Source organism: Pseudonocardia sp. Ae717_Ps2, assembly GCF_001932475.1.
Lineage (GTDB): Bacteria > Actinomycetota > Actinomycetes > Mycobacteriales > Pseudonocardiaceae > Pseudonocardia.
Genome location: NZ_MCIS01000001.1, coordinates 2,477,670 through 2,503,152 on the forward strand (window position 1 = coordinate 2,477,670; position 25,483 = coordinate 2,503,152).

The 25,483-nt window shown below is 74.7% G+C and carries 22 protein-coding genes; 8 read left to right on the forward strand and 14 right to left on the reverse strand.

What is annotated here, in order from left to right; translation table 11 throughout:
- Positions 1-2 precede the first annotated feature (2 nt).
- A complete protein-coding gene (locus Ae717Ps2_RS11525) occupies positions 3-926 on the reverse strand; it encodes a DUF5996 family protein (RefSeq protein WP_075306631.1) in 924 nt (307 codons plus the stop codon).
- Positions 927-1,031: 105 nt separating this feature from the next.
- The gene (locus Ae717Ps2_RS11530; RefSeq protein WP_020625919.1) at positions 1,032-1,331 is read right to left on the reverse strand and encodes a GNAT family N-acetyltransferase; all 300 of its coding nucleotides are present in this window, start codon (positions 1,329-1,331) and stop codon (positions 1,032-1,034) included.
- 368 nt (positions 1,332-1,699) lie between these two features.
- Between Ae717Ps2_RS11530 and Ae717Ps2_RS11540 the strand changes: the two genes are divergently transcribed.
- Positions 1,700-4,441: an AAA family ATPase gene (locus Ae717Ps2_RS11540; RefSeq protein ID WP_075306630.1), complete on the forward strand. Its 2,742-nt coding sequence runs from the start codon at positions 1,700-1,702 to the stop codon at positions 4,439-4,441.
- 34 nt (positions 4,442-4,475) lie between these two features.
- Here the strand turns inward: Ae717Ps2_RS11540 and araA are convergent, their stop codons facing one another.
- The 3 genes from araA to araB are packed head-to-tail and all read right to left on the reverse strand — an operon-like array spanning position 4,476 to position 8,405.
- Positions 4,476-5,987: an L-arabinose isomerase gene (gene araA, locus Ae717Ps2_RS11545; RefSeq protein ID WP_075306629.1), complete on the reverse strand. Its 1,512-nt coding sequence runs from the start codon at positions 5,985-5,987 to the stop codon at positions 4,476-4,478.
- Between the two features lie 31 nt (positions 5,988-6,018).
- Positions 6,019-6,705 carry an L-ribulose-5-phosphate 4-epimerase gene (locus Ae717Ps2_RS11550; protein WP_075306628.1) on the reverse strand — a complete coding sequence of 229 codons (687 nt, stop codon included), beginning with the start codon at positions 6,703-6,705 and terminating at the stop codon, positions 6,019-6,021.
- The gene (gene araB, locus Ae717Ps2_RS11555) at positions 6,702-8,405 is read right to left on the reverse strand and encodes a ribulokinase (protein ID WP_075333361.1); all 1,704 of its coding nucleotides are present in this window, start codon (positions 8,403-8,405) and stop codon (positions 6,702-6,704) included. Before araB ends, Ae717Ps2_RS11550 begins: the two co-directional genes overlap by 4 nt.
- Positions 8,406-8,715: 310 nt before the next feature.
- On the opposite strand from araB, the gene chvE reads away from it, so the two are divergent.
- The 4 genes from chvE to Ae717Ps2_RS11575 all read left to right on the forward strand — a co-directional run bounded on the left by chvE (position 8,716) and on the right by Ae717Ps2_RS11575 (position 13,847).
- Entirely contained in the window at positions 8,716-9,846 is a 1,131-nt protein-coding gene (gene chvE / locus Ae717Ps2_RS11560) for a multiple monosaccharide ABC transporter substrate-binding protein (protein WP_075306627.1), read from the forward strand.
- A 92-nt stretch (positions 9,847-9,938) separates the two neighbouring features.
- On the forward strand, positions 9,939-11,456 hold the full coding sequence (locus tag Ae717Ps2_RS11565; RefSeq protein ID WP_170917149.1) for a sugar ABC transporter ATP-binding protein: 1,518 nt from the start codon (positions 9,939-9,941) through the stop codon (positions 11,454-11,456).
- Positions 11,453-12,703, forward strand: coding sequence for a multiple monosaccharide ABC transporter permease (gene mmsB, locus Ae717Ps2_RS11570; RefSeq protein WP_075306626.1), 1,251 nt, complete (start codon positions 11,453-11,455; stop codon positions 12,701-12,703). Before Ae717Ps2_RS11565 ends, mmsB begins: the two co-directional genes overlap by 4 nt.
- A gap of 154 nt (positions 12,704-12,857) precedes the next feature.
- Positions 12,858-13,847 (forward strand): LacI family DNA-binding transcriptional regulator, encoded by a 990-nt coding sequence (locus Ae717Ps2_RS11575; protein ID WP_139318726.1) that lies wholly within the window; start codon positions 12,858-12,860, stop codon positions 13,845-13,847.
- Positions 13,848-13,856: 9 nt separating this feature from the next.
- On the opposite strand, the gene Ae717Ps2_RS11580 is transcribed toward Ae717Ps2_RS11575, so the two are convergent.
- Positions 13,857-14,852, reverse strand: a complete 996-nt coding sequence (locus tag Ae717Ps2_RS11580) for an LLM class flavin-dependent oxidoreductase (protein WP_075333362.1) — start codon at positions 14,850-14,852, stop codon at positions 13,857-13,859.
- A gap of 36 nt (positions 14,853-14,888) precedes the next feature.
- Complete coding sequence (locus tag Ae717Ps2_RS11585) at positions 14,889-15,446, reverse strand: MarR family winged helix-turn-helix transcriptional regulator (protein ID WP_233147526.1); 558 nt, start codon at positions 15,444-15,446, stop codon at positions 14,889-14,891.
- Between the two features lie 68 nt (positions 15,447-15,514).
- Between Ae717Ps2_RS11585 and Ae717Ps2_RS11590 the strand changes: the two genes are divergently transcribed.
- A complete protein-coding gene (locus Ae717Ps2_RS11590; protein ID WP_075333363.1) occupies positions 15,515-15,958 on the forward strand; it encodes a Rid family hydrolase in 444 nt (147 codons plus the stop codon).
- A 7-nt stretch (positions 15,959-15,965) separates the two neighbouring features.
- Here the strand turns inward: Ae717Ps2_RS11590 and Ae717Ps2_RS11595 are convergent, their stop codons facing one another.
- Positions 15,966-16,448: a CGNR zinc finger domain-containing protein gene (locus Ae717Ps2_RS11595; RefSeq protein WP_075306623.1), complete on the reverse strand. Its 483-nt coding sequence runs from the start codon at positions 16,446-16,448 to the stop codon at positions 15,966-15,968.
- Between the two features lie 96 nt (positions 16,449-16,544).
- Between Ae717Ps2_RS11595 and Ae717Ps2_RS11600 the strand changes: the two genes are divergently transcribed.
- Positions 16,545-17,411, forward strand: coding sequence for an alpha/beta fold hydrolase (locus tag Ae717Ps2_RS11600; RefSeq protein WP_075333364.1), 867 nt, complete (start codon positions 16,545-16,547; stop codon positions 17,409-17,411).
- 57 nt (positions 17,412-17,468) lie between these two features.
- Here Ae717Ps2_RS11600 and Ae717Ps2_RS11605 read toward each other — a convergent pair whose 3' ends face one another.
- The 3 genes from Ae717Ps2_RS11605 to Ae717Ps2_RS11615 all read right to left on the reverse strand — a co-directional run bounded on the left by Ae717Ps2_RS11605 (position 17,469) and on the right by Ae717Ps2_RS11615 (position 21,735).
- Positions 17,469-19,598 (reverse strand): DEAD/DEAH box helicase, encoded by a 2,130-nt coding sequence (locus Ae717Ps2_RS11605; RefSeq protein ID WP_075306621.1) that lies wholly within the window; start codon positions 19,596-19,598, stop codon positions 17,469-17,471.
- Between the two features lie 341 nt (positions 19,599-19,939).
- Entirely contained in the window at positions 19,940-20,938 is a 999-nt protein-coding gene (locus Ae717Ps2_RS11610; protein WP_075333365.1) for an amidohydrolase family protein, read from the reverse strand.
- Positions 20,939-21,075: 137 nt separating this feature from the next.
- Positions 21,076-21,735, reverse strand: coding sequence for an HAD family hydrolase (locus Ae717Ps2_RS11615; protein ID WP_075306619.1), 660 nt, complete (start codon positions 21,733-21,735; stop codon positions 21,076-21,078).
- A gap of 73 nt (positions 21,736-21,808) precedes the next feature.
- Here Ae717Ps2_RS11615 and Ae717Ps2_RS11620 point away from each other — a divergent pair, with 73 nt between their 5' ends.
- Complete coding sequence (locus Ae717Ps2_RS11620) at positions 21,809-22,315, forward strand: class I SAM-dependent methyltransferase (RefSeq protein ID WP_158071486.1); 507 nt, start codon at positions 21,809-21,811, stop codon at positions 22,313-22,315.
- Positions 22,316-22,333: 18 nt separating this feature from the next.
- On the opposite strand, the gene Ae717Ps2_RS11625 is transcribed toward Ae717Ps2_RS11620, so the two are convergent.
- Genes Ae717Ps2_RS11625 through Ae717Ps2_RS11635 form a run of 3 tightly spaced genes read right to left on the reverse strand, consistent with a single transcriptional unit; the run spans position 22,334 to position 25,472 of the window.
- Positions 22,334-23,167, reverse strand: coding sequence for a glycosyltransferase family 2 protein (locus Ae717Ps2_RS11625; RefSeq protein WP_198932169.1), 834 nt, complete (start codon positions 23,165-23,167; stop codon positions 22,334-22,336).
- A complete protein-coding gene (locus tag Ae717Ps2_RS11630; protein WP_083695879.1) occupies positions 23,164-24,450 on the reverse strand; it encodes a bifunctional PIG-L family deacetylase/class I SAM-dependent methyltransferase in 1,287 nt (428 codons plus the stop codon). The genes Ae717Ps2_RS11625 and Ae717Ps2_RS11630 overlap by 4 nt, the downstream gene beginning before the upstream one ends.
- Positions 24,450-25,472 (reverse strand): acyl-CoA dehydrogenase family protein, encoded by a 1,023-nt coding sequence (locus tag Ae717Ps2_RS11635; RefSeq protein ID WP_083702338.1) that lies wholly within the window; start codon positions 25,470-25,472, stop codon positions 24,450-24,452. Before Ae717Ps2_RS11635 ends, Ae717Ps2_RS11630 begins: the two co-directional genes overlap by 1 nt.
- Between the last annotated feature and the right edge of the window lie 11 nt (positions 25,473-25,483).

Here is a 25,483-nt window from a genome sequence, read left to right on the forward strand (position 1 = left end):
GGTCACGCCCAGCGGAGCGGGTCGTCCTCCAGCGCGGAGCGGTCCCAGCGCCCGAGGTCCGCGGCCGCCTCGTAGGTCGTGCGGAGGAACTCGGCGACCGCGCGGTCCGGGTCGGGTGCGGCGCGGGCGACCTCGTAGGGCAGCAGGAACTGCTGGAAGTCCGGGCTGTAGAAGGCACCGTCGGGGCCGACCGGGGCCTCGGCGAAGCCGTCGGGCGCGGGGTACGCATACGAGTAGAAGGCGCCCTCCTCGCCGCCACCGGGCCAGAACCCGCAGCTGGACAGCTCCCGCGAGTAGCCCTCGACCATGACCCAGTCGCCGCAGTTGGGCACCCCGCCCGGGTGCGCCGGCGCCGGCCTCCCGGAGAAGCGGGTGCAGGCCATGTCCATGCTGCCCCAGAAGAAGTGCACCGGGCTGACCTTGCCGACGAAGTGCGCCCGGAACTCACCGAGCACGCGGTTCACCTGCAGCAGCTGCCGCCAGAACAGGGTGGCGGCCTCGGCGTCGTAGGAGGCGTGGGTGAGGTCCTCGGCGAACGGGATCGCCGGGTCGACCTCGTTGGGGTGCGGCCGGATCGGCGCGGAGATGCCGAGCCGGCCGAGCACGTCCAGGACGGCGCCGTAGAACTCGGCCACCGACATCGGCGCCAGGTCGAAGCCGAGCGCGCCGCCGTCGCTGCTGCGGACCTCGAGCCGGTGGCCGAGCAGGTCGAGCTCGATCTCGAAGGCCCCGGTGCCGTACGGGACGGCCGACGTCGTCAGGCCCCGCGCGCTCGGGTACAGGGTCACCTGCCACCAGTGGTTGATCAGCGGGGCGTGTGCCATCCGGATCTTGCCCACGATCTGGGTCCACATGTGCAGGGTCTCGCGGGTGGTGGTCCAGTCCGCCACGCGCAGGCTCGGCCAGCTCGTCGTCGTGCTGCTCATCGGTCTCCTCGTGGATCGGCCGGACCGGGGTCGCGTTCCCGGTCCCGGCGGTGACGCGGCCCGGGTGGTGTCCACCGGGGCCGCGGATGTGGCGCCGGCGACCGGTCAGTCGGTGACCCTGCTGGTCGCCCGGTACTCGAGGTGGGCGAGCTCGGGATGGCGCGCCAGCCAGGCAGCGACGAACGGGCAGATCGCGAGTACCCGCAGCCCGTCGGCCTGCGCCGACGCGATGCCCTCGCGGGCCAGCGCCGATCCCACCCCGCGTCCCTCGAAGGCCGGGTCGACCTCGGTGTGCACGAAGGCGACGAGCTCCGGCGTGCGTACGTACGCGGCGACGCCGGCGAGCGTCGTGCCGTCGTGGGCCTCGAACCGGTTCGCGGAGCGGTTGTCGGTGACGACGATCATGTGGGGCCTCTCTCCGTGGTCGCCCGTCGACCGGGCCGGCGGTACTCGGGGGTGGTCCGGGGCCGGGACCCCGCCCGCGCCCCGGATCATCGAGGCGAGGTGGGTCAGGCTATCGGTCACGATCGCGCTGCCGCGGTCGACGACCGGGTTCGACGCCGGTCGCGCGGAACACCGGTGACGTCGGGACCCCCGCACGTCCCGGGCGCATCGGTGGGGGCGGGTCGGATCACCCGGCGAGTGTCGGGTCCGGCCGGTCCCGGCGGATCGGTCGCCGGATCGGTCACCGGACGATCCGGACGACGCGGCTACGGTGGCCCGACGGATCCGCCGTGCCACGGGGAGCAGGCGGGACGAGGCTGCGGGGGGTCATGGAGCTGTTCGGACGGCGTGCCGAGACCGCGGCACTGGAGCGGCTGCTGGCACGCGCGGCCGACGGCGCGGGTGCGGCGCTCGTGCTGTGGGGGGAGCCGGGGATCGGCAAGACCGCACTGGTCGACCACGTCGTCGACGCCGCGTCCGGGGCCACGGTGCTGCGGACCAGGGGCACCCGGATGGAGACGGGGCTCGCCTTCGGCGCACTGCACGCGCTGCTCTGGCCGGTCCTCGACCGGCTCGACGCGCTCCCGGACCCGCAGGCCGCCGCACTGCGCGGCGCGCTCGGGGTCAGCCGGGACCCGGCCAACCGCTTCCTCATCGGCGCGGCCGTGGTGTCGCTGCTCTCCGGCCTGGCCCGAGACCGGCCGGTGCTCGTCGTCGTCGACGACGCGCAGTGGGTCGACGAGGCGACCGCGCACTGTCTGGGCTTCCTCGCGCGTCGGGTGCGGACCGAGCCGGTCGTGGTGATCCTGACCGACCACGCCGACCCGGCCCAGGGGCCCTGGGAGGGGGTGCCGGCGCTGGAGGTCGTGGGACTCGCCGACGACGACGCCCGCCGGCTGGTCGCGGCCGCCGTCCCCGACGCCGACGAGGCCCTCGTCGACGACACGGTCGCGATGGCGGCGGGCAACCCGCTCGCGCTGCAGGAGCTGCCCACCGTCGGGCGCGAGGCCGACGACGAGGCGTCCGGGGAGCCGATGCCGGTGGGGCCCCGGCTGCGGCAGGCGTTCTGCGCCCGCGCCGAGGCGCTGAAACCGGCCACCCGAGCGTTGCTGCTGCTGGCGGCCGCGGACGGGCGGGGCGACCGGCACGTCGTCGACCGGGCCGGGGCCGGGTGGGGTGTCGACGCCTCCACCTGGGACGAGGCGCTGCGCTCCGGCCTGCTGCACGCCTCGGGCACCCGCCTCCGGTTCCGCCACCCGCTGGTCCCGGCCGCCCTCTACGACGGCGCCCCCGTCACCGACCGCCGGACCGCGCACCGGGCGCTGGCCGCGGCGCTGCCGGCCGAGGACGTCGAGCACCGCGCCTGGCACCTGGCGGCCGCCGCGGACGGCCCCGACGAGGACGTCGCGGCGCTGCTGGAGCAGGCGGCCGCCAGGTGCCTGGAGCGCAGCGCCGGTCCACTGGCGGCACGCACGCTGCGGCGGGCGGCCGACCTGTCGCCGGACCCCGCGGACGCCGCACGCCGGCTGGCGGTCGCCGCCCGCGCCGCCTGGGGCGCCGGCGACGCCGAGGGAGCCCGGCGACTGCTCGACGACGCCGAGGGCCGGGGCGGGGCGGAGCCCGTCGTGCGGTACAGCGGCGGGCTGCGCGGGATCCTCGAGTTCACCACGGGTCTCCCCGAACGCGCCCACCACTACCTGGTGGGGGACATGGCCGTCGTCGCGGGGACCCGCACGGCGATGGAGCTGGGCACGGTGGCGGCCCGCGCGGCGTGGTCGGCGGGCCGCCCGGACCTGCAGCAGGCCGCGCTGCAGCGGCTGCTCGCCCTCGACCCCGGCGGCGTCCCGGAGCTGGCACCGGTCATGCCGACACTGCGGGCCTGGTGGGCCTGCTACGACGGGACCGGCCGGGCGGCCGGGTCGCTCCCGGCCCCGGACGCGGCCACCGTCGGCCTGCTCGGGACCGTGCCGTGGGAGCTGCTGCCGCCCGTGCCGCTGGTCCAGGCCTGCGGGGTCGAGGGGCCGCTGCACGACGTGCTGCGGGTGCAGGCCGCGCAGCTGCGGCGGCGGCACGAGTTCGCCGCGCTCGCGATGGTGCTCGCACAGAGCGCGGTCCTCGACGCCGCGGCGGGCCGGTGGGAGACCGCCGAGGCCGGCGCCACCGAGGGCCTGCGGCTGGCCGAGGAGGTGGGGGCGAACCACGTGGCGAGCCAGTGCCGGCTCTGTCTGGCGAACCTGGCCGCAGCCCGCGGCGACGCCCCCGGCCTGGAGGAACACACCACCCGGGCGCTGGCGGTCTCGGTCCGGCAGGAGGTGCGCGCGCTCACCGCGTCGGTGTACTGGGTGCGCGGCCGGGCGGCGCTGTTCGACGGCAGGCCCCGCGACGCACTGCACCACCTGATGCCGCTCGACGAGCCCGGCCACGAGGCCGCACACCCCACCTTCGCACTGCTCGCCGCCCCGGACACCGCCGAGGCCGCGACGCACGAGGGGCGCACGGAGACGGCCTCGGCCCGGCTGGCGGCCGTCGAGAGGTGGGCCCGGCGGACCGATGCCCACTGGGCGCGTACCGCTGCGCACCGTCTGCGCGCCCTGGTCGCCGGCGGGCCGGACACGGAGGCCGCGTACCGCGCCGCGCTCGACGGCGCGGGTGCCGTCCCGGATCCGTTCGAGCGGGCCCGTACCCGGCTGCTGTATGGCGAATGGCTCCGTCGGGTCCGCCGTCGCGCCGACGCCCGGCACGAGCTCGCCGGGGCGGCCGAGGCCTTCGGCCGCCTCGGCGCGGAGCCGCTGCGGGCGCGGGCGCTGCGGGAGCTGGGGCTGGCCGCGCAGTCCGGGGTGCGGCACGAGCCGGCCGCCGCCGGGCTCACCGCCCAGGAGCTGCGGGTCGCCCAGCTGGCCGCCGAGGGGCTCACCAACCGGGAGATCGCGGCCCGGCTGCTGATCAGCCACCGCACGGTCGGGCACCACCTGGGCAGCGTCTACCCCAAGCTCGGCGTCACCTCCCGGGCCGAGCTCGCACGGATCGACATGGCGGGCGACCTGAGGTTCCGCACCCCCGGGCACGAGTGACCCGGACCGCCGGCCCGTCGCCGGGCGGCGGAGCTCAGAAGCCGCGCGCGAGCCGGTGGTAGGCGTTGTTCCAGCGCAGCTCGTGCAGGAACGTCCGCGGCCGTGTGGTGTCGCCGATGTGCACCAGCTCGGTGCCGACGATCTCGGCGAGGTCGTCGACGGCCTCGACCCCGACGGCGGTCGACAGCACCGTGTGGTGTGGGCCGCCCGCCATCAGCCAGCACTCGGCCGAGGTCGCGAGCGAGGGCTCCGGGACCCACGTCGCCGTCGCCACCGGGAGCCTCGGCATCGGCTCGTCCGGGTCGACGACCTCGATGTCGTTGCTGACCAGGCGGAACCGCTCCCCGAGGTCGCAGATGCCGAGCACGACGCCCGGGCCGGGGTCGGCGGTGAACCGCAGCCGGACCGGGTCCTCCCGCCCGCCGATGCCCAGCGGGTGGATCTCCAGCGACGGCCGGGACCCGGTGATGCTCGGGCAGACCTCCAGCATGTGCGCCCCGAGTATGCGCTCGTGGCCGGGACGCAGGTGGTAGGTGTAGTCCTCCATGAACGACGTGCCGCCGGGCAGCCCGGTGGCGACGACCTTCACCGCGCGCAGCATGGCCGCGGTCTTCCAGTCGCCCTCGGCGCCGAAGCCGTAGCCGTCGGCCATCAGGCGCTGCACCGCGAGCCCGGGGAGCTGACGCAGACCGCCGAGGTCCTCGAAGTTCGTGGTGAACGCCTGCGCCCCGGTGGACTCCAGGAACGAGCGCAGCCCGATCTCGACCCGCGCGCCGTAGCGGAGCGCGTCGTGCCGGGCGCCGTCGGGGAGCAGCTCGGACGCGACGTCGTAGACCTCGGCGTACTCGCCGACGAGCTTGTCGACGTCGGCGTCGGAGACCTGGTCCACCACGGCGACCAGGTCGTTGACGCCGTAGGTCTGCACCGACATCCCGAAGACCCGGGTGGCCTCGACGCGGTCGCCGTCGGTCACGGCGACGTCGCGCATGGTGTCACCGAACCGGACGAGCCTCAGCGCGCGCAGCTCCGCGGCACCGGCGGCCGCACGCGTCCAGGTCCCGATGCGGTCGCGGAGCACCGGGTCGGACACGTGCCCGGCGACGGTCTTGCGGGCCAGGCCGAGCCGGGTCTGGACGTAGCCGAACTCGCGGTCGCCGTGCGCGGCCTGGTTGAGGTTCATGAAGTCCATGTCGATCTCCGACCAGGGGAGGTCGACGTCGGCCTGGGTGTGCAGGTGCAGCAGCGGCCGGGTCAGGGCCTCGAGCCCGGGGATCCACATCTTCGCCGGGGAGAAGGTGTGCATCCAGGTGATGACGCCGAGGCACCGGTCGTCGGCGTTGGCCTCCAGGCAGATCCGTCGGATCGCGTCGGCGTCGGTGAGCACGGGCTTCCACACCACCCGCACCGGGATCTCGTCGGCGGCGTCGAGCCGGGCGGCGACGGCCGCGGACTGGTCGGCGACCTGGGCGAGGGTCTCCTCGCCGTAGAGGCCCTGGCTCCCGGTCAGGAACCAGACCTCGTAGCTGTCGAGCAGCGAGCCGCTCATCAGACTTCCCTCCTTCGGGGTCGGGCGGAGCTCAGCGCTGCCCGTAGACGTTCTGGTAGCGGTCCCAGAGGCTGTCGATCTGGTCCTGGGGGATGGGCACGGTGTCGCCGAGCTGGCGGGCGAGGTGCACGGTGCGGGCGACGTCCTCGCACATCACCGCGGCCTTGACCGCGGAGCGGGCGTCGGCGCCGACGGTGAACACGCCGTGGTTCTGCATGATCACGGCGGGGGAGCGGCTGCCGGTCAGGGTCTCCACGACGCCGCGGCCGATCGACTCGTCGCCGATCAGCGAGAACGGGCCGATCGGGATGTCCCCGCCGAACTCGTCGCTCATCGCGGTGAGCACGCAGGGGATCGGCTCGGCGCGCGCCGCCCACGCGCTGGCGTAGGTGGAGTGGGTGTGCACCACCCCGCCGACCTCGGGCATGGCCCGGTAGACGTGGGCGTGCGCCGCGGTGTCCGACGACGGCGTCAGGTCGCCCTCGACCGGGGCGCCGTGCAGGTCGCACAGCACCATGTTCTGCGGGGTCAGGTCGTCGTAGGAGATCCCGCTGGGCTTGATGACCATCAGGTCGTGGCCGGGCACGCGGGCCGAGACGTTCCCCGCGGTCCAGACGACGAGCTCGTAGCGCACCAGCTCGGCGTGCAGCGCGCACACCTGCTCGCGCAGCCGCGCCACGGTGGCGGCGAGCTCGGGGGAGGCCAGGGTGTCGGTCATGCGTCGAGGTCTCCTTCTCGCTGGGCGCGGGCCTCGCGGCGGATCGCGCGCAGGCGGTGCATCACGTCGTCGCCGCCCCGGCCGAAGTGGTCGTGCAGGCGGGTGTACTCGGCGAACAGGGCGTCGTAGGACTTCGCCGACTCCTCGTCGGGCAGGTGTGCGCCCTCGCGGACGCGACCCATCGCGGCGGCCGCGGTGGGAACGTCGGGGTGGACGCCCGCGGCCACGGCCGCGTGGATCGCCGAGCCCAGGGCCGGGCCCTGCCCGGCCTCGACGACGGTGAGCGGCAGCCGGGTCACGTCGGCGTAGATCTGCATGAGCAGCGCGTTGCGGGTGAGCCCGCCGGAGACGATCAGCTCGGTCACCGGGACGCCGGAGGCCGCGAAGGTCTCCACGATCATCCGGGTGCCGAACGCGGTGGCCTCCAGCAGCGCCCGGTAGGTGTCCTCGGGCCGGGTCGCGAGGGTCTGTCCGAGGACGACGCCGGACAGCTCGTGGTCCACCAGCACCGAGCGGTTGCCCGAGTGCCAGTCCAGCGCGACGAGCCCGTGCTCACCGACCGCCTGCCCGGCGGCCAGCTCGGTCAGGTACTCGTGCAGGTCGAGCCCCCGCGCGCGGGCCGCCTCGTGGTACGCGGGCGGCACGCCGTGCTCGACGAACCACCCGAAGATGTCGCCGACGCCGCTCTGCCCGGCCTCGTAGCCCCAGAGCCCGGAGACGATGCCGCCGTCGACGACCCCGCACATGCCTGGCACCTCGCGCAGCACGTCGGAACTCATGACGTGGCAGGTGCTGGTGCCCATGATCGCGACCATCTGTCCCGGCCGGACGGCGTTCGCCGCCGCGGCGGTGACGTGCGCGTCGACGTTGCCGACGGCGACCGCGATCCCCTCGGGCAGCCCGGTCCAGCCTGCCGCCTCGGCGGTCAGCGTCCCGGCGACGGTGCCCAGCTCGCCGATCTCGTGGGCGACCTTGGTCTCGGCGAACCCGGCGAAGGCCGGGTTCAGCGCGCCGAGGAAGTCACGGCCGGGGTAGGCGCCGTCCTGCAGGATGCCCTTGTAGCCGGCCGAGCAGGCGTTGCGGACGTAGCGGCCGCACAGCTGCCAGACGATCCAGTCCGCGGCCTCGACCCAGCGCTCGGTCCGGGCGTAGACCGCGGGGGCCTCCTCCAGGATCTGCAGGCCCTTCGCGAACTCCCACTCCGAGGAGATGAACCCGCCGTAGCGGGGCAGCCAGCTCTCGTCCCGCTCGGCGGCGAGGGCGTTGATCCGGTTGGCCTGCGGCTGGGCGGCGTGGTGGCGCCAGAGCTTGGTGTAGGCGTGCGGCTCGTCGGCCAGGTCGGGCACCTCGTTGAGCGGGGTGCCGTCGCGCAGGGTCGGGACCATGGTGCAGGCGGTGAAGTCGGTGGCGATGCCGACCACCCGCACGGGGTCCACCCCGGCGGCGGCGACCGCACCGGGGACGGCGTGGCGCAGGACGTCGACGTAGTCCGACGGCACCTGCAGCGCCCAGTCCGGCGGCAGCCGGAGGTCCGGCCGCCCCGGCAGGGCGTCGGTGAGGACGGCGTGGGTGTAGGCGTGGACGGCGGAGCCCAGCTCGGCCCCGTCGGCCGCACGGACGACGACCGCCCGTCCGGACAGCGTCCCGAAGTCGACGCCCACCACGAGGGCGTCGGCGAGGTCGATCGGTGGTCGGATCATGAGCACTTCCTCGGGTCACGAACACGGCCGGCCGAGCGATCGGACGGCGAGCGAATGTTATCGCTAACAGAAGGCGAACTCAACGGTCCGGTGCGGATGCCCCGTGGACGACGGCCGGCTGTACGACACGTTCACGTCGATCATGAGGTCGCTGATCGACACGGACCGGCCGGCCGGATAACGGAGCGGTAACGGCGCCTTCCCTGCCGGCGCGTCTGTAGTTAGCGTTCACATTCCTGAGTGCGCCGGTCCGGTCGGGCGGGACCCACCCGCCGCCGTCTCGACGAGGAGATCGCCTGTGTTCACGAGGATGCGCACCGTCGCCGTCGGTGCCCTGCTGGTGCTGGGGCTGGCCGCCTGTGGTGGACAGGGAGCCGGGGGAGGTGGCGGGGCCGGGGCCGGTGCGGCACCCGGCGACCTGACGGTCGGCGTCTCGATGCCGACCCAGACCTCCGAGCGGTGGATCGCCGACGGCAACGCCGTCCGCGACCAGCTCACCGCCGCCGGCTACAAGGTCGACCTGCAGTACGGGGGCGACGACATCCCCACCCAGTCCCAGCAGATCGACCAGATGGTCACCAGCGGTGCGGACCTGCTGATCGTCGCGGCCATCGACGGGACCGCCCTGTCCGGGCAGCTGCAGGCCGCCAAGGACGCCGGCATCCCCGTGATCGCCTACGACCGGCTGATCCGGCAGAGCCCGAACGTCGACTTCTACGTCACCTTCGACAACTTCCAGGTCGGCGTCGCCCAGGCGAAGGCGCTGCTGCGCGGCATGGGCCTGCAGAACGCCGACGGGTCACCCGGTCCGAAGAAGGGCCCGGTCGTCGTCGAGCTGTTCGCGGGCTCCCTCGACGACAACAACGCCTTCTACTTCTTCGACGGCGCCATGTCGGTGCTGAAGCCGCTGATCGACAACGGCACGATCCGGGTCAAGAGCGGCCAGACGACCATCGAGCAGACCGCCACGCTGCGCTGGGGCCAGGAGACCGCCCAGAAGCGGATGGAGGACCTGCTCACCTCCACCTACAACGACGGCAGCCGGCCCGACGGCATCCTGTCGCCCTTCGACGGCATCTCCCGCGGCGTCATCACCGCCCTGCAGAACGCGGGCTTCGGCACCCCGGCCAAGCCGATGCCGACCGTCACCGGGCAGGACGCCGAGATCGCCTCGGTCAAGCTGATCGACGACGGGGTGCAGAGCTCCACGGTCTTCAAGGACACCCGCAAGCTCGCCGAGCAGGCCGTCGTCGCCGCGAAGGCGTTCCTCTCCGGCGGCACCCCGCAGGCCAACGACACCACCACCTACGACAACGGGGTGAAGGTCGTGCCGTCCTACCTGCTGCCGGTCCGGACGGTGTTCAAGGCCGACATCCGGCCCGTCCTCGTCGACTCCGGCTACTACACGGCGCAGGACGTCGCCCGCGGCCGCCAGGGCTGAGCCCCGCGACCGGCCGCACCCCACCTTCCGTGACGGAGGACGACGTGACCGACCACGACCCCGGCGGCGACCTGCCGGACACCATCCTCGAGATGCGCGCCATCACCAAGACCTTCCCGGGGGTGACCGCGCTGTCGGAGGTCTCGCTCGCCGTGCGCCGCGGCGAGATCCACGCGATCTGCGGCGAGAACGGCGCCGGCAAGTCGACGCTGATGAAGGTGCTCTCCGGGGTGCACCCGGCGGGCACCTACGACGGCGAGATCGTCCTCGACGGGAGACCGGCCCGGTTCGCCGGGATCCGCGACTCCGAGGCCGACGGCATCGTGATCATCCACCAGGAGCTCGCGCTGGTGCCGCACCTGTCGATCGCCGAGAACGTGTTCCTCGGCAACGAGCGGCGCGGCAGGCTGGGGCTGGTCGACTGGCGACGGACCCACGCCGAGGCCGCCCGCCTGCTCGCCGAGGTGGGCCTCACCGAGAACCCCGCGACGCCGGTCGGGCGGCTCGGCGTCGGCAAGCAGCAGCTCGTCGAGATCGTCAAGGCGATGACCAAGGACGTCCGGCTGCTCATCCTCGACGAGCCCACCGCCGCGCTCAACGACACCGACTCCGCGCACCTGCTGGAGCTGATCCGGCGCTTCCGCGACAACGGCATCACCTCGATCATCATCTCGCACAAGCTCGACGAGATCGTCTCGATCGCCGACCGCACGACCGTCATCCGCGACGGCCGCACCGTCGAGACCTTCACCGTCGCCGACGAGCCCGCCCCGCGGAACCGGATCATCCGCGGAATGGTCGGCCGTGACCTCACCTCCTTCTACCCGGAGCGGGCGAGCAGCCCGGGGGAGGAGCTGCTGCGGATCACCGACTGGACGGTCTGGCACCCGACCCAGGACCGCAAGGTCGTCGACGCCGCGTCGCTGTCGGTGCGGGCCGGGGAGGTCGTCGGCATCGCCGGGCTGATGGGCGCGGGCCGCACCGAGCTCGCGATGAGCGTGTTCGGGCGGTCCTGGGGCCGCGACGTCAGCGGCACCCTGCGGATCGGGGGTCGCGAGGTCCGCGCCCGCTCGGTGTCCGACGCGATCGAGGCCGGGCTCGCCTACGTCACCGAGGACCGCAAGCACCTCGGCCTCAACCTGGTCGACGACATCCGGCGCAACGTCTCCGGCGCGGGCCTGCACCGGCTCGCCCGCCACGGCTGGGTCGACGCCGACGCCGAGCTGCGCGTCGCCGAGTCCTACCGGAGGGATCTCGGCATCCGGGCGGCGAGCACGAGTGTCGGGGTCGGCACCCTGTCCGGCGGCAACCAGCAGAAGGTCGTCCTGGCCAAGTGGCTGTTCACCGAGCCGGACGTGCTGATCCTCGACGAGCCGACCCGCGGGATCGACGTCGGCGCCCGCTACGAGATCTACGTGATCATCAACCGGCTGGTGGAGGCCGGCAAGGCGGTCCTGGTCATCTCCTCCGAGCTGCCCGAGCTCCTGGGGATCTGCGACCGCGTCTACACCCTGTCGGCCGGACGGATCACCGGCGAGGTGCCGGTCGCCGAGGCCACCCAGGAGGGCCTGATGGCCCTCATGACCCAGGAGGCGGAGAGCTCCGCATGACCAGCACCCTCCCGAAGAAGGACCCCTCCTCCGACGAGCGCCCCGGCGCCGGCGCGGCGGCCCTGCACTCCGGCACGAGCGACCTGCGACGGCTGCTGGCCGGCAACGTCCGCCAGAGCGGCATCGTGATCGCGTTCGTGGCGATCGTCGCGCTGTTCGCGGTCCTCACCGGCGGCGTCTCGCTGAGCCCGGGCAACATCACCAACATCGTCCTGCAGTACTCCTACATCCTGGTCCTCGCGATCGGGATGGTGATCGTCATCGTCGGCGGGCACATCGACCTGTCGGTGGGGTCGGTGGTCGCGCTCACCGGCGCGGTCGCCGCGGTCCTCGTGATCGGTGGCGGCCTGCCCTGGTGGGTCGGTGTCGTCGCGGCCGTCGGCGTCGGCGTGCTGGTCGGCGTCTGGCACGGCTTCTGGGTCGCCTACGTCGGCATCCCCGCCTTCATCGTGACCCTCGCCGGGATGCTGCTGTTCCGCGGGCTGACCCTGCAGGTGCTGGGCAACATCTCGCTCTCGCCGTTCCCCGCGGAGTACCAGCAGATCGCGGGCGGCTTCCTCAACGGGCTCATCGGCGGCCAGGGCTACGACGCGTTCACCGTCCTGATCGCCGCGCTCGGCGTCGCCGGGTACGCGGTGCTCGCCTACCGGAGCCGGGTCGCGAAGGTCCTCGACCTGCAGCAGGTCGAGTCGTTCCCGCTGTTCGCCTGCCGGATCGCACTCGTCGGGCTGGTCGTCATGGCGTTCGCCTGGCAGCTGGCGTCCTCCCGCGGGCTGCCCGTGGTGCTGGTCGTCCTGTCGGTGCTGGTGCTCGCCTACGGCCTGCTCACCCGGCGCACCGTGTTCGGCCGCCACGTCTACGCCCTCGGCGGCAACGCCGCCGCGGCCCGGCTGTCCGGGGTGCGGGTCCGCGCCGTCACGTTCTGGATCTTCGTGAACATGGGCTTCCTGGCCGGCGTGGCCGGGGTGATCTACTCGGCCCGGTCGAACGGTGCCCAGCCCGCGGCGGGGAACATGTTCGAGCTCGACGCGATCGCCGCCGCGTTCATCGGCGGCGCCGCGGTGACCGGCGGTGTCGGCACCGTGGTCGGCGCGCTGGTCGGCGGTCTGATCATGGCCGTGATGAGCAACGGCATGCAGCTCATGGGCGTCGACCAGTCCGTGCAGTCGGTCGTGAAGGGACTCGTGCTGCTGTTCGCCGTCGCGTTCGACGTGTGGAACAAGCGCCGCGCCCGCGGCGACGCCTGAGCACGACCCGCCCGCCCGGCGTCGGGGCTGGGTGCCGCCACGGCGAACGCCCTCGGCAGGGGGACGGTCACGGACGGCTACGCTGCACGGATCGGAGGGGGTGGGCGTGGGGATCGCGATGGAGCCTGGGCCGAGGCCGGGGCGGGCACCGTCCATGTTCGACGTGGCCCGCCGTGCCGGGGTCTCCCACCAGACGGTGTCCCGGGTGCTGAACGCGCACCCCAACGTCCGGGAGAGCACCCGGGTGCGGGTCCGCACCGCGATCGAGGAGCTCGGCTACCGGCCGAACCGTGCCGCCCGCACCCTGGTGACCGGCCGTGACCGGGTGCTCGGGATCGTCGCCCCCCGGTCCACCCTGTTCGGTCCGGTCTCGCTGCTCGCCGCGTTCGAGGAGCAGGCGGTCGGTGCCGGATTCGGGGTCAGCGTCGTCCGGGTCCGCGAGATCGACGGCGGGTCGGTGCGCGAGGCCGTCCAGCGTCACCTCGACGGGCAGGTCGCCGGGATCGTCGTGATCGCGCCGGTCGCGTCGGTGGCCGAGGCGCTCGACTCCGTCCCGGGTGACGTCCCGCTCGTGACCGTCGACGGCGACCCCGAGCAGCAGCTGCCGATGGCGACGGTCGACCAGGTCGAGGGCGGTCGGATCGCCACCGAGCACCTGCTGGCCGCGGGGCACGCGACCGTCTGGCACGTCGCAGGCCCCACCGACTGGTTCGACGCGGCGGGCCGCGCGGCCGGCTGGGCCGCGGCACTGCGTGCGGCCGGGGCCGAGGTGCCCCCGGTGATGGCCGCGGACTGGAGCGCGGACGCCGGGTACCGGGCGGGGGAGCTGATGGCCCGGATGCCCGAGGTGACCGCGGTGTTCGCCGCGAACGACGCGCTGGCCACCGGCCTGCTGCACGCCTTCCACGACCGCGGCCGGCGGGTCCCGGGCGACGTCAGCGTCGTCGGGTTCGACGACGTGCCCGTCTCGGCGCACCTGATCCCGCCGCTGACGAGTCTGCGCGCGGACTTCGAGGCCGTCGCCCGGGAGGCGCTCGACCTGCTGCTGAACCACGGCGACGGTCCGGACGCGCCGCAGGCGGTGCACCGGAGGATCGCCCCGGTGCTGGTGTCCCGCGACAGCGTCGGCCCGCCGCAACGCTGACGGCCGCCGTCAGTCGGTGGTCTGCACCTTCGTCGCGAGCAGCTCCCAGCTGCGCCACCAGCTCTCCCGGCGCGGCGCCGGACCGGTGACGATCAGCTCGTCGGCGTCGGCGCGGGCGGCGAACTCCTCCAGGTACGCGGTGACGGTCTCCGGTGTCCCGACCGCGGTGTAGCGGGTCATCGACCGGATCTGCTCGCCCGAGGCGCTGTCGAGGACCGCGTCGGCCTCGGCGTCGGTCAGCGAGGCTCCCCGTCGGCCGGTGAACAGCCGCACCCGGGACCGCTGCACCTCGCGCTGGATCTGCTGCGCCTCGTCCTCGGAGTCCGCGGCGATCACGTTCACCCCGGCCAGGACGTGCGGGGCGGACAGCTGCTCCGAGGGCCGGAACTCGCGGCGGTAGAGCGCCACGGCCTGCTCCAGGGCGTCCGGCGCGAAGTGCGAGGCGAAGCCGTAGGGCAGCCCCAGTGCGGCCGCGACCTGCGCGCCGTAGAGCGAGGACCCGAGGATCGTCAGCGGGACCCCGGTGCCGCGGCCCGGGTGGGCCTCGACGCCCGGGACCAGGCTGGTCGTCCCGAGGAAGGCCTGCAGCTCCTGCACGTCCTGCGGGAAGGTCTCCGACGCGCGCGGATCCCGCCGCAGGGCCGCGACGGTCGCCTGGTCGGTGCCGGGCGCGCGGCCGAGCCCCAGCTCGATGCGGCCGGGGTGGAGCTCGGCGAGGGTGCCGAACTGCTCGGCGATCTGCAGCGGCGAGTGGTTCGGCAGCATCACCCCGCCGGAGCCGAGCGTGATGCGCTCGGTGTGCGCGGCGACGCGGGCGATGACCACGCTCGTCGCAGCCGACGCGATCGAGCCCATGTTGTGGTGCTCGGCGTACCAGATCCGCCGGAACCCCCAGTCCTCGGCGCGCTGCGCCAGCCTGGTGCTGGCCTCCAGGCCCTGGGCGACGGTCTCACCCCGGGCGACGGTGGCCAGGTCCAGGATCGACAACGGCAGCGGTAGCGGCATGACAGCACCTCACGGATCGACACGGTGACCTCTCGGTCAACGAACCGGAGGCCCATCCTCTTCCGTCCCGGGGGTTCCGGATCGGAAATGTGGCGACCCCGCGCGCGGCGGGAAGTCCTGCACCCCGAGCGCGACGCCGATCCGGCCCAGCGCCGCCCGGTCCTGCGCGTCGAGCCGGTCGAGGACGACGTCCCGGACCGCACGCAGGTGGGTCGGTGCAGCGGCGTGCACGACGTCGAACCCGGCGTCGGTGAGGGCGGCGAGGGTGTAGCGGCCGTCGTCGGGATCGGGGGAGCGGTGCATCCAGCCGCGGCCCTCCAACCGCTTCACCACGTTGGACAGCCGCGACAGCGAGCCGTTCGTCAGGAAGGCGAGCTCGCTCATCCGCAGCCTGCGTCCCGGTGCCTCGGACAGATGGCTGAGCGTCAGGTACTCGAACAGCGTGATGCCGTGCGCCTGCTGCAGCGGGGCCTCCAGCCGGCCGGGCAGCAGCATGATCAGCGAAATCACACTCGTCCACGCCGCCTTCTCCTCGCCGTCCAGCCACGTCGGCTCGTCACCACCGACCTCCGGCGTCGCCCGCTCCGTCGTCACCCGTCGCCCCCGTCCCTGGTTCCGAGCTCGTACTTTACAGGTGAAGCCATGAGTTGTAGCTTGAATTCATGAGTGAAGTCATTGACCACGCGACCCTCACGTTCCACGTCACGCCGGGCTACGGCGTCACGGCCCGCGACCGGCTCGGCTACAGCCAGGCGGTCCGGATCGGCGACCGGGTGGAGACCTCGGGCCAGGGTGGCTGGAACGACGACCTGGTCGTCGCCGAGGACCTCGAACAGGAGATCGTGCAGGCGTTCGACAACGTCGGGCGCACGCTCGCCGAGGCGGGCGCGACCTGGGCCGACGTGGTCCACGTGAACTCCTACCACAAGGTCGAGCCCGGGGCCGAGGCCATCGGCGACGAGCACAACCGGGTCATGGTCCGGGAGTTCCGCAACCGGCTCGGCGGGCGCGCGCCGGTGTGGACCCAGACCGGGGTCACCGTGCTCGGGCTCGCCACCATGCGGATCGAGATCCGGGTGACCGCCCTGGTCGGGTCGGCCGGCTGAGGCCGGCTCAGCGGGTCCGCTCGTAGTGCCGGCGCGCCTTGGCGCGGTTCCCGCAGACCGCCATTGAGCACCACCGGGCGCGGTTCGCGCGGCTGCGGTCGAGCAGGAACAGTCGGCACGCGTCGTTGGCGCAGGGGCGCAGCCGCCCGGGCAGCTGCTCCTCGACGGCGGCCCAGGCGAGTACGGCCTCGACGGCGAGCCGGGCGTGCGGGGGCGTGACGGTCCGCCAGGTCAGCCGGCCGTCGGTGAACTCCGGTGTCCGGCGCACGCCGTCGAGGAGCGGGGCCAGCGCGACACCCGGGTCGGCGTCCCCCCGTGCGACCCGGGTGAGTGCGTCCCGCGCGCGGCGCAGTGCCGCCAGCTCCTCCGGGTCGCCGTCCCCGCCGTGCCCCCGTGCCCAGCGGCGTCCCGAGGTGGGGTCGCGGAGGGCGTCGCGCTCCGTGCCGTCGACCAGGGGTCTGCTGTTGAGCAGGTCCAGTAGCAGGTCCACGTCGCCTCCTAACCGCATCGACTTCTTTGACAGGTTACATGCGAGCGTGCTTCCGTGACGGTGTCTAACCACATCGAGCACGTGAAGGAGTTAGCCATGCCGCTCGTCCACCATCGGACCGCGACCGTCGACGGACACGAGGTCTTCTACCGGGAGGCCGGTCCCGCGGACGCACCCACGATCGTCCTCCTGCACGGCTACCCGACCAGCTCGTCGATGTTCCGGCACCTGATCCCGCTGCTGGCCGGCGACCACCACGTGATCGCACCGGACCACCTCGGCTTCGGGCACTCCGCCGCCCCGCCGGCGGCCGAGTTCGACTACACCTTCGACGCGCTCGCGGACGTCACCGACGGGCTGCTCGAGCTGCTGGGGGTCGACCGCTACGCGCTCTACGTCCAGGACTACGGCGCACCGATCGGCTGGCGGCTCGCCCTCGCCCACCCGGAGCGGATCACCGCGATCGTCACCCAGAACGGCAACGGCTACGAGGACGGGTTCGTCGAGTCCTTCTGGACCGACGTCTGGGCCTACGGGGCCGCGCCCGGCCCGGAGACCGAGCCCCCCGTCCGTGCTGCCCTCGGCCTCGACGCGATCCGGTGGCAGTACCTGCACGGGGTGCCCGACCCGGGCACGGTGGACCCGGACACCTGGCACCACGACCACGCGCTCGTCTCGCGCGAGGGCAACGACGCGGTCCAGCTCGCGCTGTTCCGCGACTACCGCACCAACCGACCGTTGTACCCGCGCCTGCACGAGTTCCTGCGGACCTCGGGGGTCCCTGTGCTCGCGGTGTGGGGGCGCAACGACGAGATCTTCGGACCGGACGGGGCACGGGCGTTCGCCCGGGACGCCCGCGACGTCGAGGTGCACCTGGTGGACGGCGGCCATTTCCTGCTCGAGAGCCACCTCGACGTCGTCGCCGGGCACCTGCGGCGCTTCCTGGAGCGGGTCCCGCGGTGAGGCGTGCGCCCGACGGTGGACGCGCGGGTCGGTCCCGGCCGCGACGACGACCGCCGCTCACGCGGCAGCCAGATCGGCCTCCAGTGCCTCGGTGAGCAGCGCGACCAGCGCCTCGCGCTGCACGTCGGCCGACGAGCCGGACACGTCGTCGGCGCCGTCGAGTGCCGCCGCCGCGAGACCGGCCTTGGCGTCGATCAGGTCTGCGATCCGGGCGTCGATCGTCTGCGCGGCGAGGATCCGCCACGCGGTCACCGGTTCGGACTGACCGATCCGGTGGCTGCGGTCGATCGCCTGGGTCTGCTCGGCCGCGGTCCAGGACAGCTCCGCGAGCACGATGTTCGACGCGACCTGCAGGTTCAGCCCGACCCCCGCCGCGGTCAGCGAGCACACCGCCACCGCGACGCCCGGGTCGTTCACGAACGCGTCGATGTTGCGCTGGCGCACCGTCGGCGTCTGGTCGCCGCGGATCGAGGAGTACCGCACGCCCTGCTTGGCGAAGGTCTGCTCGGCGGCGTCCATGACGTCGACGTGCTTGGCGAAGAACACGACCTTGCCCGCGCTGCGCGCGATCTGCACCGCGTAGTCCGCCGCCAGCCCGGCCTTGGCCCGGCCGAGGCGGCGCATCATCGTGAACACGTTGTCCCCGGAGCCCGCCTCCGCCGCGTCCTTCTGCTCCCAGCCCGCGACGTCGCGGACCAGGCCGTGGTCGATGCCCTCGACGCCCGGGCCGGACCGCCGGGCCGCCAGCGCCGCGGTGTAGCGGGCCACCATCCGCCGGGCCAGCGCCTTCTCCGCCGCCCGGATCGACCGGCCGGTCGGGCCGTCGATCTCGACGGGCAGGTCGGCGATGCGCCGGGCCGGGATGTCCGCGGCGACGTCGATCTTGCGACGACGCACGATGCCCATGTCGACGACGCACTGGCGGGCGGCGCGCTCGAACAGCCCGTCGGCCGGGGTCATCCCGGTCGCGGTCAGCGCGTCGAGCAGCTCGGCGCGCGGCTTGGTCGCGTCGATCCAGCCGAGGAACTGCCAGATGGCGAGGAAGTCCTCGACGTCGTTGATCAGAGGGGTGCCGGTCAGCGCCATGAGCAGCGGTCGCGGGATGAAGGCCCGGATCTTCTCGGCGATCTCCAGGACGTGCTTGGACCGCTGCGAGGTGCGGTTCTTGATGAAGTGCGCCTCGTCGACGACCATGCCGCGGAACCCGAAGTCGCCCAGCCAGCCGATGTGCCGGTCGAGCACCTCGTAGTTGACGACGACGATGTCGGCGAAGCCGTCGACGGAGTCGCCGTTGCCCTGGATCGCGGTCGCGGACCGGCGCGGCGCCCACAGCGCGGCCTCGCGCACCCAGTTGGTCTTCACCACGTTCGGCACGACCACCAGCAGCGGGTAGGCGTTCGCCGCCTCCGCCGCGCGCAGCGCCTGCGCGGTCTTGCCCAGGCCCGGCTCGTCGGCGAGCAGGAAGGTGCGGTGCCCGTTCTCGGCGGCGGCGACGAGCTTCGCCTGGTGCGGCATCAGCTCCCGGCCACCCGGGATCGGGCGGGTCGACGGCTCGGGCAGCTCCATGCAGGCCGGGGCACCGGCCCCGGCACGCTCGAAGGAACGCAGCAGCGGGCCGAGCAGCTCCCAGCCGGTCAGCGGGGTCGGGCGCGGGCCGCTCGGCGGGGCGGCGGAGAAGTCGGGCGCCAGGAACGGGTTGGCCATCTGCCGGGCCACCACGGACCGCGGCACGACCTGCGGCTTCGCCGGGACCTGCGGGACGTCGACGGGCTCCGGTTCCGGCTCCGGCTCGTCGACCTCGATACCGGCCGAACGCAGCATCTCCCGCTTCAGCGCGCGCGCCGAGTCGGAGACGACGGCGTCGTCGGCGAGCAGTGCCAGCAGGCCGGCGTCGCGCACCGCGTCCATCGCCAGCGCCTTCGCGATCTCGTCGAGGCGCTGCAGGGTCTCGGCGCGCTTCGCGTCGTCGTGCCGGTCACGGACCCGGGCCCGTTCGTCACGCAGCAGCAGCGCCACCGTCTGGAACTTGGTGCGGGTGGCCGGGGTGACCCGGCCGCTCCGCAGAGCCGTCCGCACCTCGCGGGCGGCCCCGGTCAGCACCGACATCACGTCGTTGCCGCGCGGGCGGCGACGTCGCTGGGGGGTGCCCTGGCGAGCCCCGGTCCGGGGCCTGCCTCCTCGCGCCACGTACTGCTCCTGTCGACGTCCTGCGGCGCCGGTCCGTGGCCGCGTCCCTTGTGGGGGCCGCGGCCGGACGTGCTCGACGTGACGAAGGGCCTGATGGCCCCTCCGCACCACGAACCGGCCGGTGGGGGATCGCAGTCACGGAGGTCGGCGGTCCGGCTGCGGGAAGCGCCACAGGCCGTCGACGGTGTCCGGGACCCGCTCTCCGCCCCGGCCGTCGGAACGCCCGGGACGGGCGGCAGATCTGATCCGGGTGCCACCCTACCCCGCGCGGGCCCGGTCGGCGCGTGACACACCGGTGGCGGTCGACACCACTGCCGATACCCCTGCCGACAGCACTGCCGTCACCGGTCCGGGCCGACCGGTCCCTCGATCCGGAACAGCCGGCGGGCGTTGCCCTCGGTGAACAGGGCGCGGTCGGTGGCGTCGAACTCGTCGAGGAACGCCTCGACCTCCACCCGCGACGGGTGCTGGAAGGGGTGGTCGGTCGAGAACAGCAGCCGGTCGGGCGTCGTCACCGCGAGCGCGTGCTGCAGGTGCGCGGGGTCGAGCATGCCCGAGCAGGTGAGCACGATGTTCTCGCGCACGTACTCGGGCACCGAGCGTTCCAGCCCCGCGACCCGGGCGACGCCGTTCGCCCGGTCGGCCCAGTAGGGCAGCAGCTCCCCCCCCCAGTGGCCGAGCACGACGGTCAGACCGGGGTGCCGGTCGAAGGTACCGCGGGCGATCAGGCGCAGCACCGCGACGGCGGCCTCCACGTGCCAGCCCCACCCGAACGTCGCGAGCGCCAGGTCGGTGGTGGTGCCGAACCCGGAGTACGACGCGTCGCGCACGGCGGGCGGCGGGACCTGCGGGTGCACGAACACCGGCAGCGCACGCGCCGCGGCGACGGCGAACAGGTCGTCGAGGCGCGGGTCGTCGAGCAGGAGCTCGCCGCTGCGGCCGTAGACCATCGCCCCGACCATGCCCAGGTCGGCGGCGCGTTCCAGCTCGGCCGCGACCGCCGACGGCGCCGCGGTGGGCAGGGTCGCCATCGCCCGCAGGCGTCGCGGACGGTCGGCGACGGCCGCGGCGGCGGTGTCGTTGAGCTCGCGGCACAGCGCGACCGCGTCCGCCGGGTCCAGCGGCCCGGTCGAGGGCGGGGCGATCGAGAGCACCTGCAGGTCGACGCCCTGGGCGTCCATCGCGGCGATCCGGCCCGCGCCGAGGTCGTGCAGCTGCGCGAGGTGGTCGCCGATGTCGTTCAGCGCGGTGCTCGGGTCCCGCCGGTCCGCCGGCAGGGCGGCCAGCGCCGCGTCCAGCGCGGGGGAGGTCCAGTGCTCCTCGACGGCGATGATCGACATGGGTGCTCCCGCGGCTGTCGGAGGACCGGCCTCGCGACCACGGGGCCGACGACGATGCTGCCACCGCAGGGACGGCGGGGTCGCAGCGCCCGGTGCCGCCGGGCGGGCGGGTCGACCATCGTGATGCAGGCGCCGCCTCAGCCGCGCAGGATCCGCGGGATCGCCTGCCGCACCGCCGCGAGGTCGGTGAGGACCTCGACGGCGCCGGCCGCGGTCAGCTCGTCGACACCGGCACCGCCGGTGCGCACCGCGTAGGCCGGGTGCCCGGCGGCCGCCGCGGCGCGCACGTCCCACTCCGAGTCGCCCAGCACGAACGCGGTCGACCCGGCGACCCGGCGCACCGCGGTCCTGACCAGGTCCGGGTCGGGCTTGGTGCGGCGCGCGTCCTCCCGGGTGAGGCAGGCGTCGGCCAGCTCGCGCCCGCCGAACAGGTCGAGGTAGGCATCGACGTGCTCCGGGTCGCCGGAGCTGGCCAGCACGACCTTCATCCCGAAGCCGTCGCGCAGGTCGGCGAGCAGCTCCGCGGCCTGCGGCAACGCGACGACCTCGCCGAGCAGCGGGTCGAACTCCTCCTTCCAGGCCGCGCGGGCGTCGTCGCCGTGGGCGTCCTCGAACTCCTGCCCCGCCACGGCGGGTACCAGCTGGTCGCCGCCCATCCCGACGGCGCGGTGCAGCCGCCACAGCGGCACCGTGACGTCGAACCGGCGCAGGGCGCGGGACCAGGCGAGGGCGTGGTGGTAGTTCGTGTCGACGAGCGTGCCGTCGACGTCGATCACCGCGGTGTCCGGGGTCGTCATCCGCGCGGGGTACCCGCGCGCCGCCGGTCCAGTCCGGGTCCGCCCGGTGATCTGCGCCCTGCGGTGCCGCCGGGTGGAGCGACCGGCCTGCCGGACCGCGGCCGCCCTGTTCGGGCTGCCGACGCTGGTCGGGGCCGGGGACGCCGTCCCGCTCGCCGACGGTGCGTTCCCGGCCTGCTGGTGTCTCGGCGTGCTCTGCACGGTCGAGGACAAGGCCGCCGTGCTGGCCGAGCTGCACCGGGTGCTCCGCCCTGGCGGGTCGCTCGGGCTGCTGGTGTTCCTGGCCGACACCGAACGCCCGGCCGGGTCCCCGGAGGGCAACCGGTTCCCGTCGGCGCCGGAGCTGCGCGCCTTGCTGCACGACGCCGGGTTCGCGCTCACCGACGAGGCGGCGCTCACCGCCTTTCCCCCGTCCCCGCAGGACTGGCGGGACAGCACGGCCCGGGTGGACGCGGTCCTGGACCGCGACCACGGGCACGATCCGCGCCACGCCGCGGCCCGCGAGCAGTCCGAGCGGATCGGGCGGCTGATCGCCGACGGCACCGTCACCGGCCTGCTGCTGCACGCCGTGGCCCGCTGACCCCGGCGCCCGCCGGGCTCACGCGACCGGCATGCCCGCCCCGCCCGCGCCGACACCCGGCCGGGGCTGGGGGAGCGCCGGACCGGCGTCGCGCAGCAGGTCGGCCAGCCCGCCGCGGGCACGGCCCCGGGTGCGGGCGCTGGTCCGGACCGTCCCGGGCGCACCTGGGACGACGCGGTAGCCACCGGCCCGCAGCCGGGCGACGAGCCCGTGGTCCTCGCCACAGGCCAGCGGCGGGAACCCGCCCACCGCCGCCCACGCGTCGGCGCGCACCCCCAGGTTGGCGCCGTACACCGGGTGCTCGGGCGGCGCCGGCTCCCCGGGCGGGCGCGGCAGCCCGGGCACGTCGAGCACCACCCCACCGGCGACGGCGCCAGCCGCGGCCAGCGCCAGGTGCGCGGCCACCCAGCCGGGGGTCACGGTGCCGTCGGCGTCGGTGCCGAGCAGCCAGCTCGTGGCGGGGGTGGCGCCGTCGGCGGCGAGCAGCGTGGCCAGGGTGCGGGCGGCGACCTCGCGGACCGCGCCGATCGTGACCGGTCCGGCGACCTCGTGCGGCCGCTGCACGGGCCGGCCGCCGGGCAGCGGGGCCACCCCGGCGGTGGGTTCGAGCACCGTCACCCGCACCCGGGCCGCGGCCGGGTGCGTCGCGGCCGCGGCCCTGGCGAGCGCGGCGGTGGTGTCGGAGCAGCGGTCGGCGACCACGCACAGCGCCCGCGCGGTGAGCCCTGGCGTGTGGTCGAGGGACGTCAGCACGGAGCGGACGCACGCGGCGACGGTGGCCGCCTCGTCGTGGGCGGGGACGAGCACCCCGACGGCGGACGGTGCGCCACGGGTCCGCACGGGCCGGCTCACCGGCGCCGGACCACGTGCAGCAGGAACTGCTCGTCGGTGTGCTCGACGAGGGTGTCGAAGCGGTCGTCGGCCAGCACGCGTGCGTGCACGGCCGCGGCGTCGGCTGGTGCCTCGGCGGGCCACTGCCGCCAGTGCACCAGCACCAGGTCGCCGCCCGGCACCAGCGCACCCGCGATGCGGTCGAGCACGGCGTCGACCCGCGTGGCGGGCAGGTAGTAGAGGAACTCCGCGAGCACCACGAGGTCGACCCCGCCGGGGACGGCCCGGTCGTCGTCGACGTCGGCCCGGAGGATCTCGACGCCCGGGGTCCCGCCGACGGCCTCGGTGGTGGCGGCGACGGCCTCGTCGACGACGTCGGAGGCCACCAGCCGGTCGCAGCGGGCCGCCAGCGCGCGGGTCAGCTCGCCGAGCCCGCACGCCGGTTCGGCGGCGAGGGCGTAGTGGTCCCGGGGCAGGCAGGCCAGCAGGACGTCGCGCTTGCGCCGCTCGTAGAACGAGCCGCGCACGTCCCAGGGGTCGGCGCCGTCGCGGTAGAGCCCGGCGAACAGCTCCGGCGGCGCCCCCGAGGGTGACGGCTCCCGGAAGTGGACCTCGTGGTCGCCGTCGAAGTGCGCGAGCGTCGCCGCGGACAGCACCGCCCGGGTCCCGCCGGGCGGCACCGCGGACTGCGACGCGTGCGCGGCGATCGCGCGCCGCCGGGCGTCGCGGTCCTCGGGCGACAGGGTCAGCCGGTGGGCGCGCTCCCACGGCACGCCGGGGTCGGTCGGTGGGATCCGGGTGCGCGCCCAGATCGGGAACCCGAAGCCGTGGGCGGTCACCGGGGCGGCCCGGGGGCAGGCCCGCCCGACCGCGGCGTGGTCGGGGTGGGGGTCGCCGCGCCACGGGCTCGCCCAGGCGTCGGCGCCGGCGAGCAGCCCGGTCAGCGGCCCGACGAGCTGGTCCTCGTGCAGCGCCGAGTCGGGCAGCCCGAGCCGGTGGACCGTCGCGGGGACGCCCAGCTCGGCCAGCGCCGCGTCGAGCTCGGCGAGGCGGGTGCGGGCCAGCTCGGCCCGGTCGATCGACCCGACCTCGGGCAGGGCGGCCTCCCCGTCGCTGGCCAGGACGATCTCGACGGTGCCGCCCGCGGCGACGACGCCGCGCATGAGCCCGGCCGCGCCGAGGGTCTCGTCGTCGGGGTGGGCGCAGACCACGACCAGGCGGCCGAACGCCGACGGGTCCAGCTCGCGCCGGGCGAGGGTCACGGCCGCGTCCTCCCAGACGTGCGCGGTCTGTACGGGCTCCATCAGGTCACCGGGGCGACCAGGGCGCGCCCGAGGGCGGCGAGGTCGCGTCCGCCGTGGTGCTGGCGGAGGTAGATCTGCAGGTCCGCGAGACGTTCGGTGAGCAGCGGCGACCCGGCCAGCACGGCCACCCCGGCGATCTCCGGGGCGGCGTCGAGGACGGTGCGGCACGCCCGCTCCACCGCGGCCCGCACGGTGGCGACCGCGTCGTGGTGGGGGCTCGTGGGGTCGGCGTCGATCCGGGCGGCGGTGACGGCGAGCAGGGCGTCGGCGGCGGCGACGGCCGCGTGCACCGCCCCCAGCGCGGCGAGCCGGTGCGGGTCCGGGTCGGTGGTGCGCAGGGGTTCCGCGACGTGGTCGACGACCGCGGCGGCGGCACCCAGCCACACCGCGGCCACCCCGGCGCCGCCGTGGGCGAAGCCGGGGCGCGCGGTGTAGGCGTCCGGGCCGCCGACGACGGCCTCGGCCGGCACGGGCACGTCGTGCAGTACGACGTCGTGGGTGTCGCTGGCGGCCATCCCGGACGCCCGCCAGGCGGTCACCCGTTCCACCTGCGGGGCGCGCAGGTCCAGGTCCACGAGCCGGGTGCCGTCCTGCGCACCGGCGACGACCAGGGCCCGGTCGAGCAGGTGGGTGCCCGAGCAGAACCGCACGGTGCCCGTGAGGCGCAGCCCGTCGCGGCCGCCGTCGAGCCGGGCCCCGCCGCCGGACCGCGACGCCCAGACCCCGTAACTGGCGCCCGGGGCGGGGGAGCGGTGGAGGTCGGCGAGGATCGCGACGGCGTCGGCGTGCCCCTCGGCGAGCCGCGCGACCGGCAGGTCCCGTCGTGCGATGCGGGCCAGCCGGGCCCACCGGGTCGCGGTCGCCCCGGCGCCGGGCAGCGGGAGGTCCAGCTCACCGGCGGCCACGACGGCCGTGAGCGTCGCCCCGGGTGCGGCCGGGAACGGCTCGGTGGGGCCGGTCGGCGCGGGCACCGGGTCCAGGACGCCGGTGCCGGTGACGGCGGGTCGGTGATCGATGGTCACGGATGACCGTA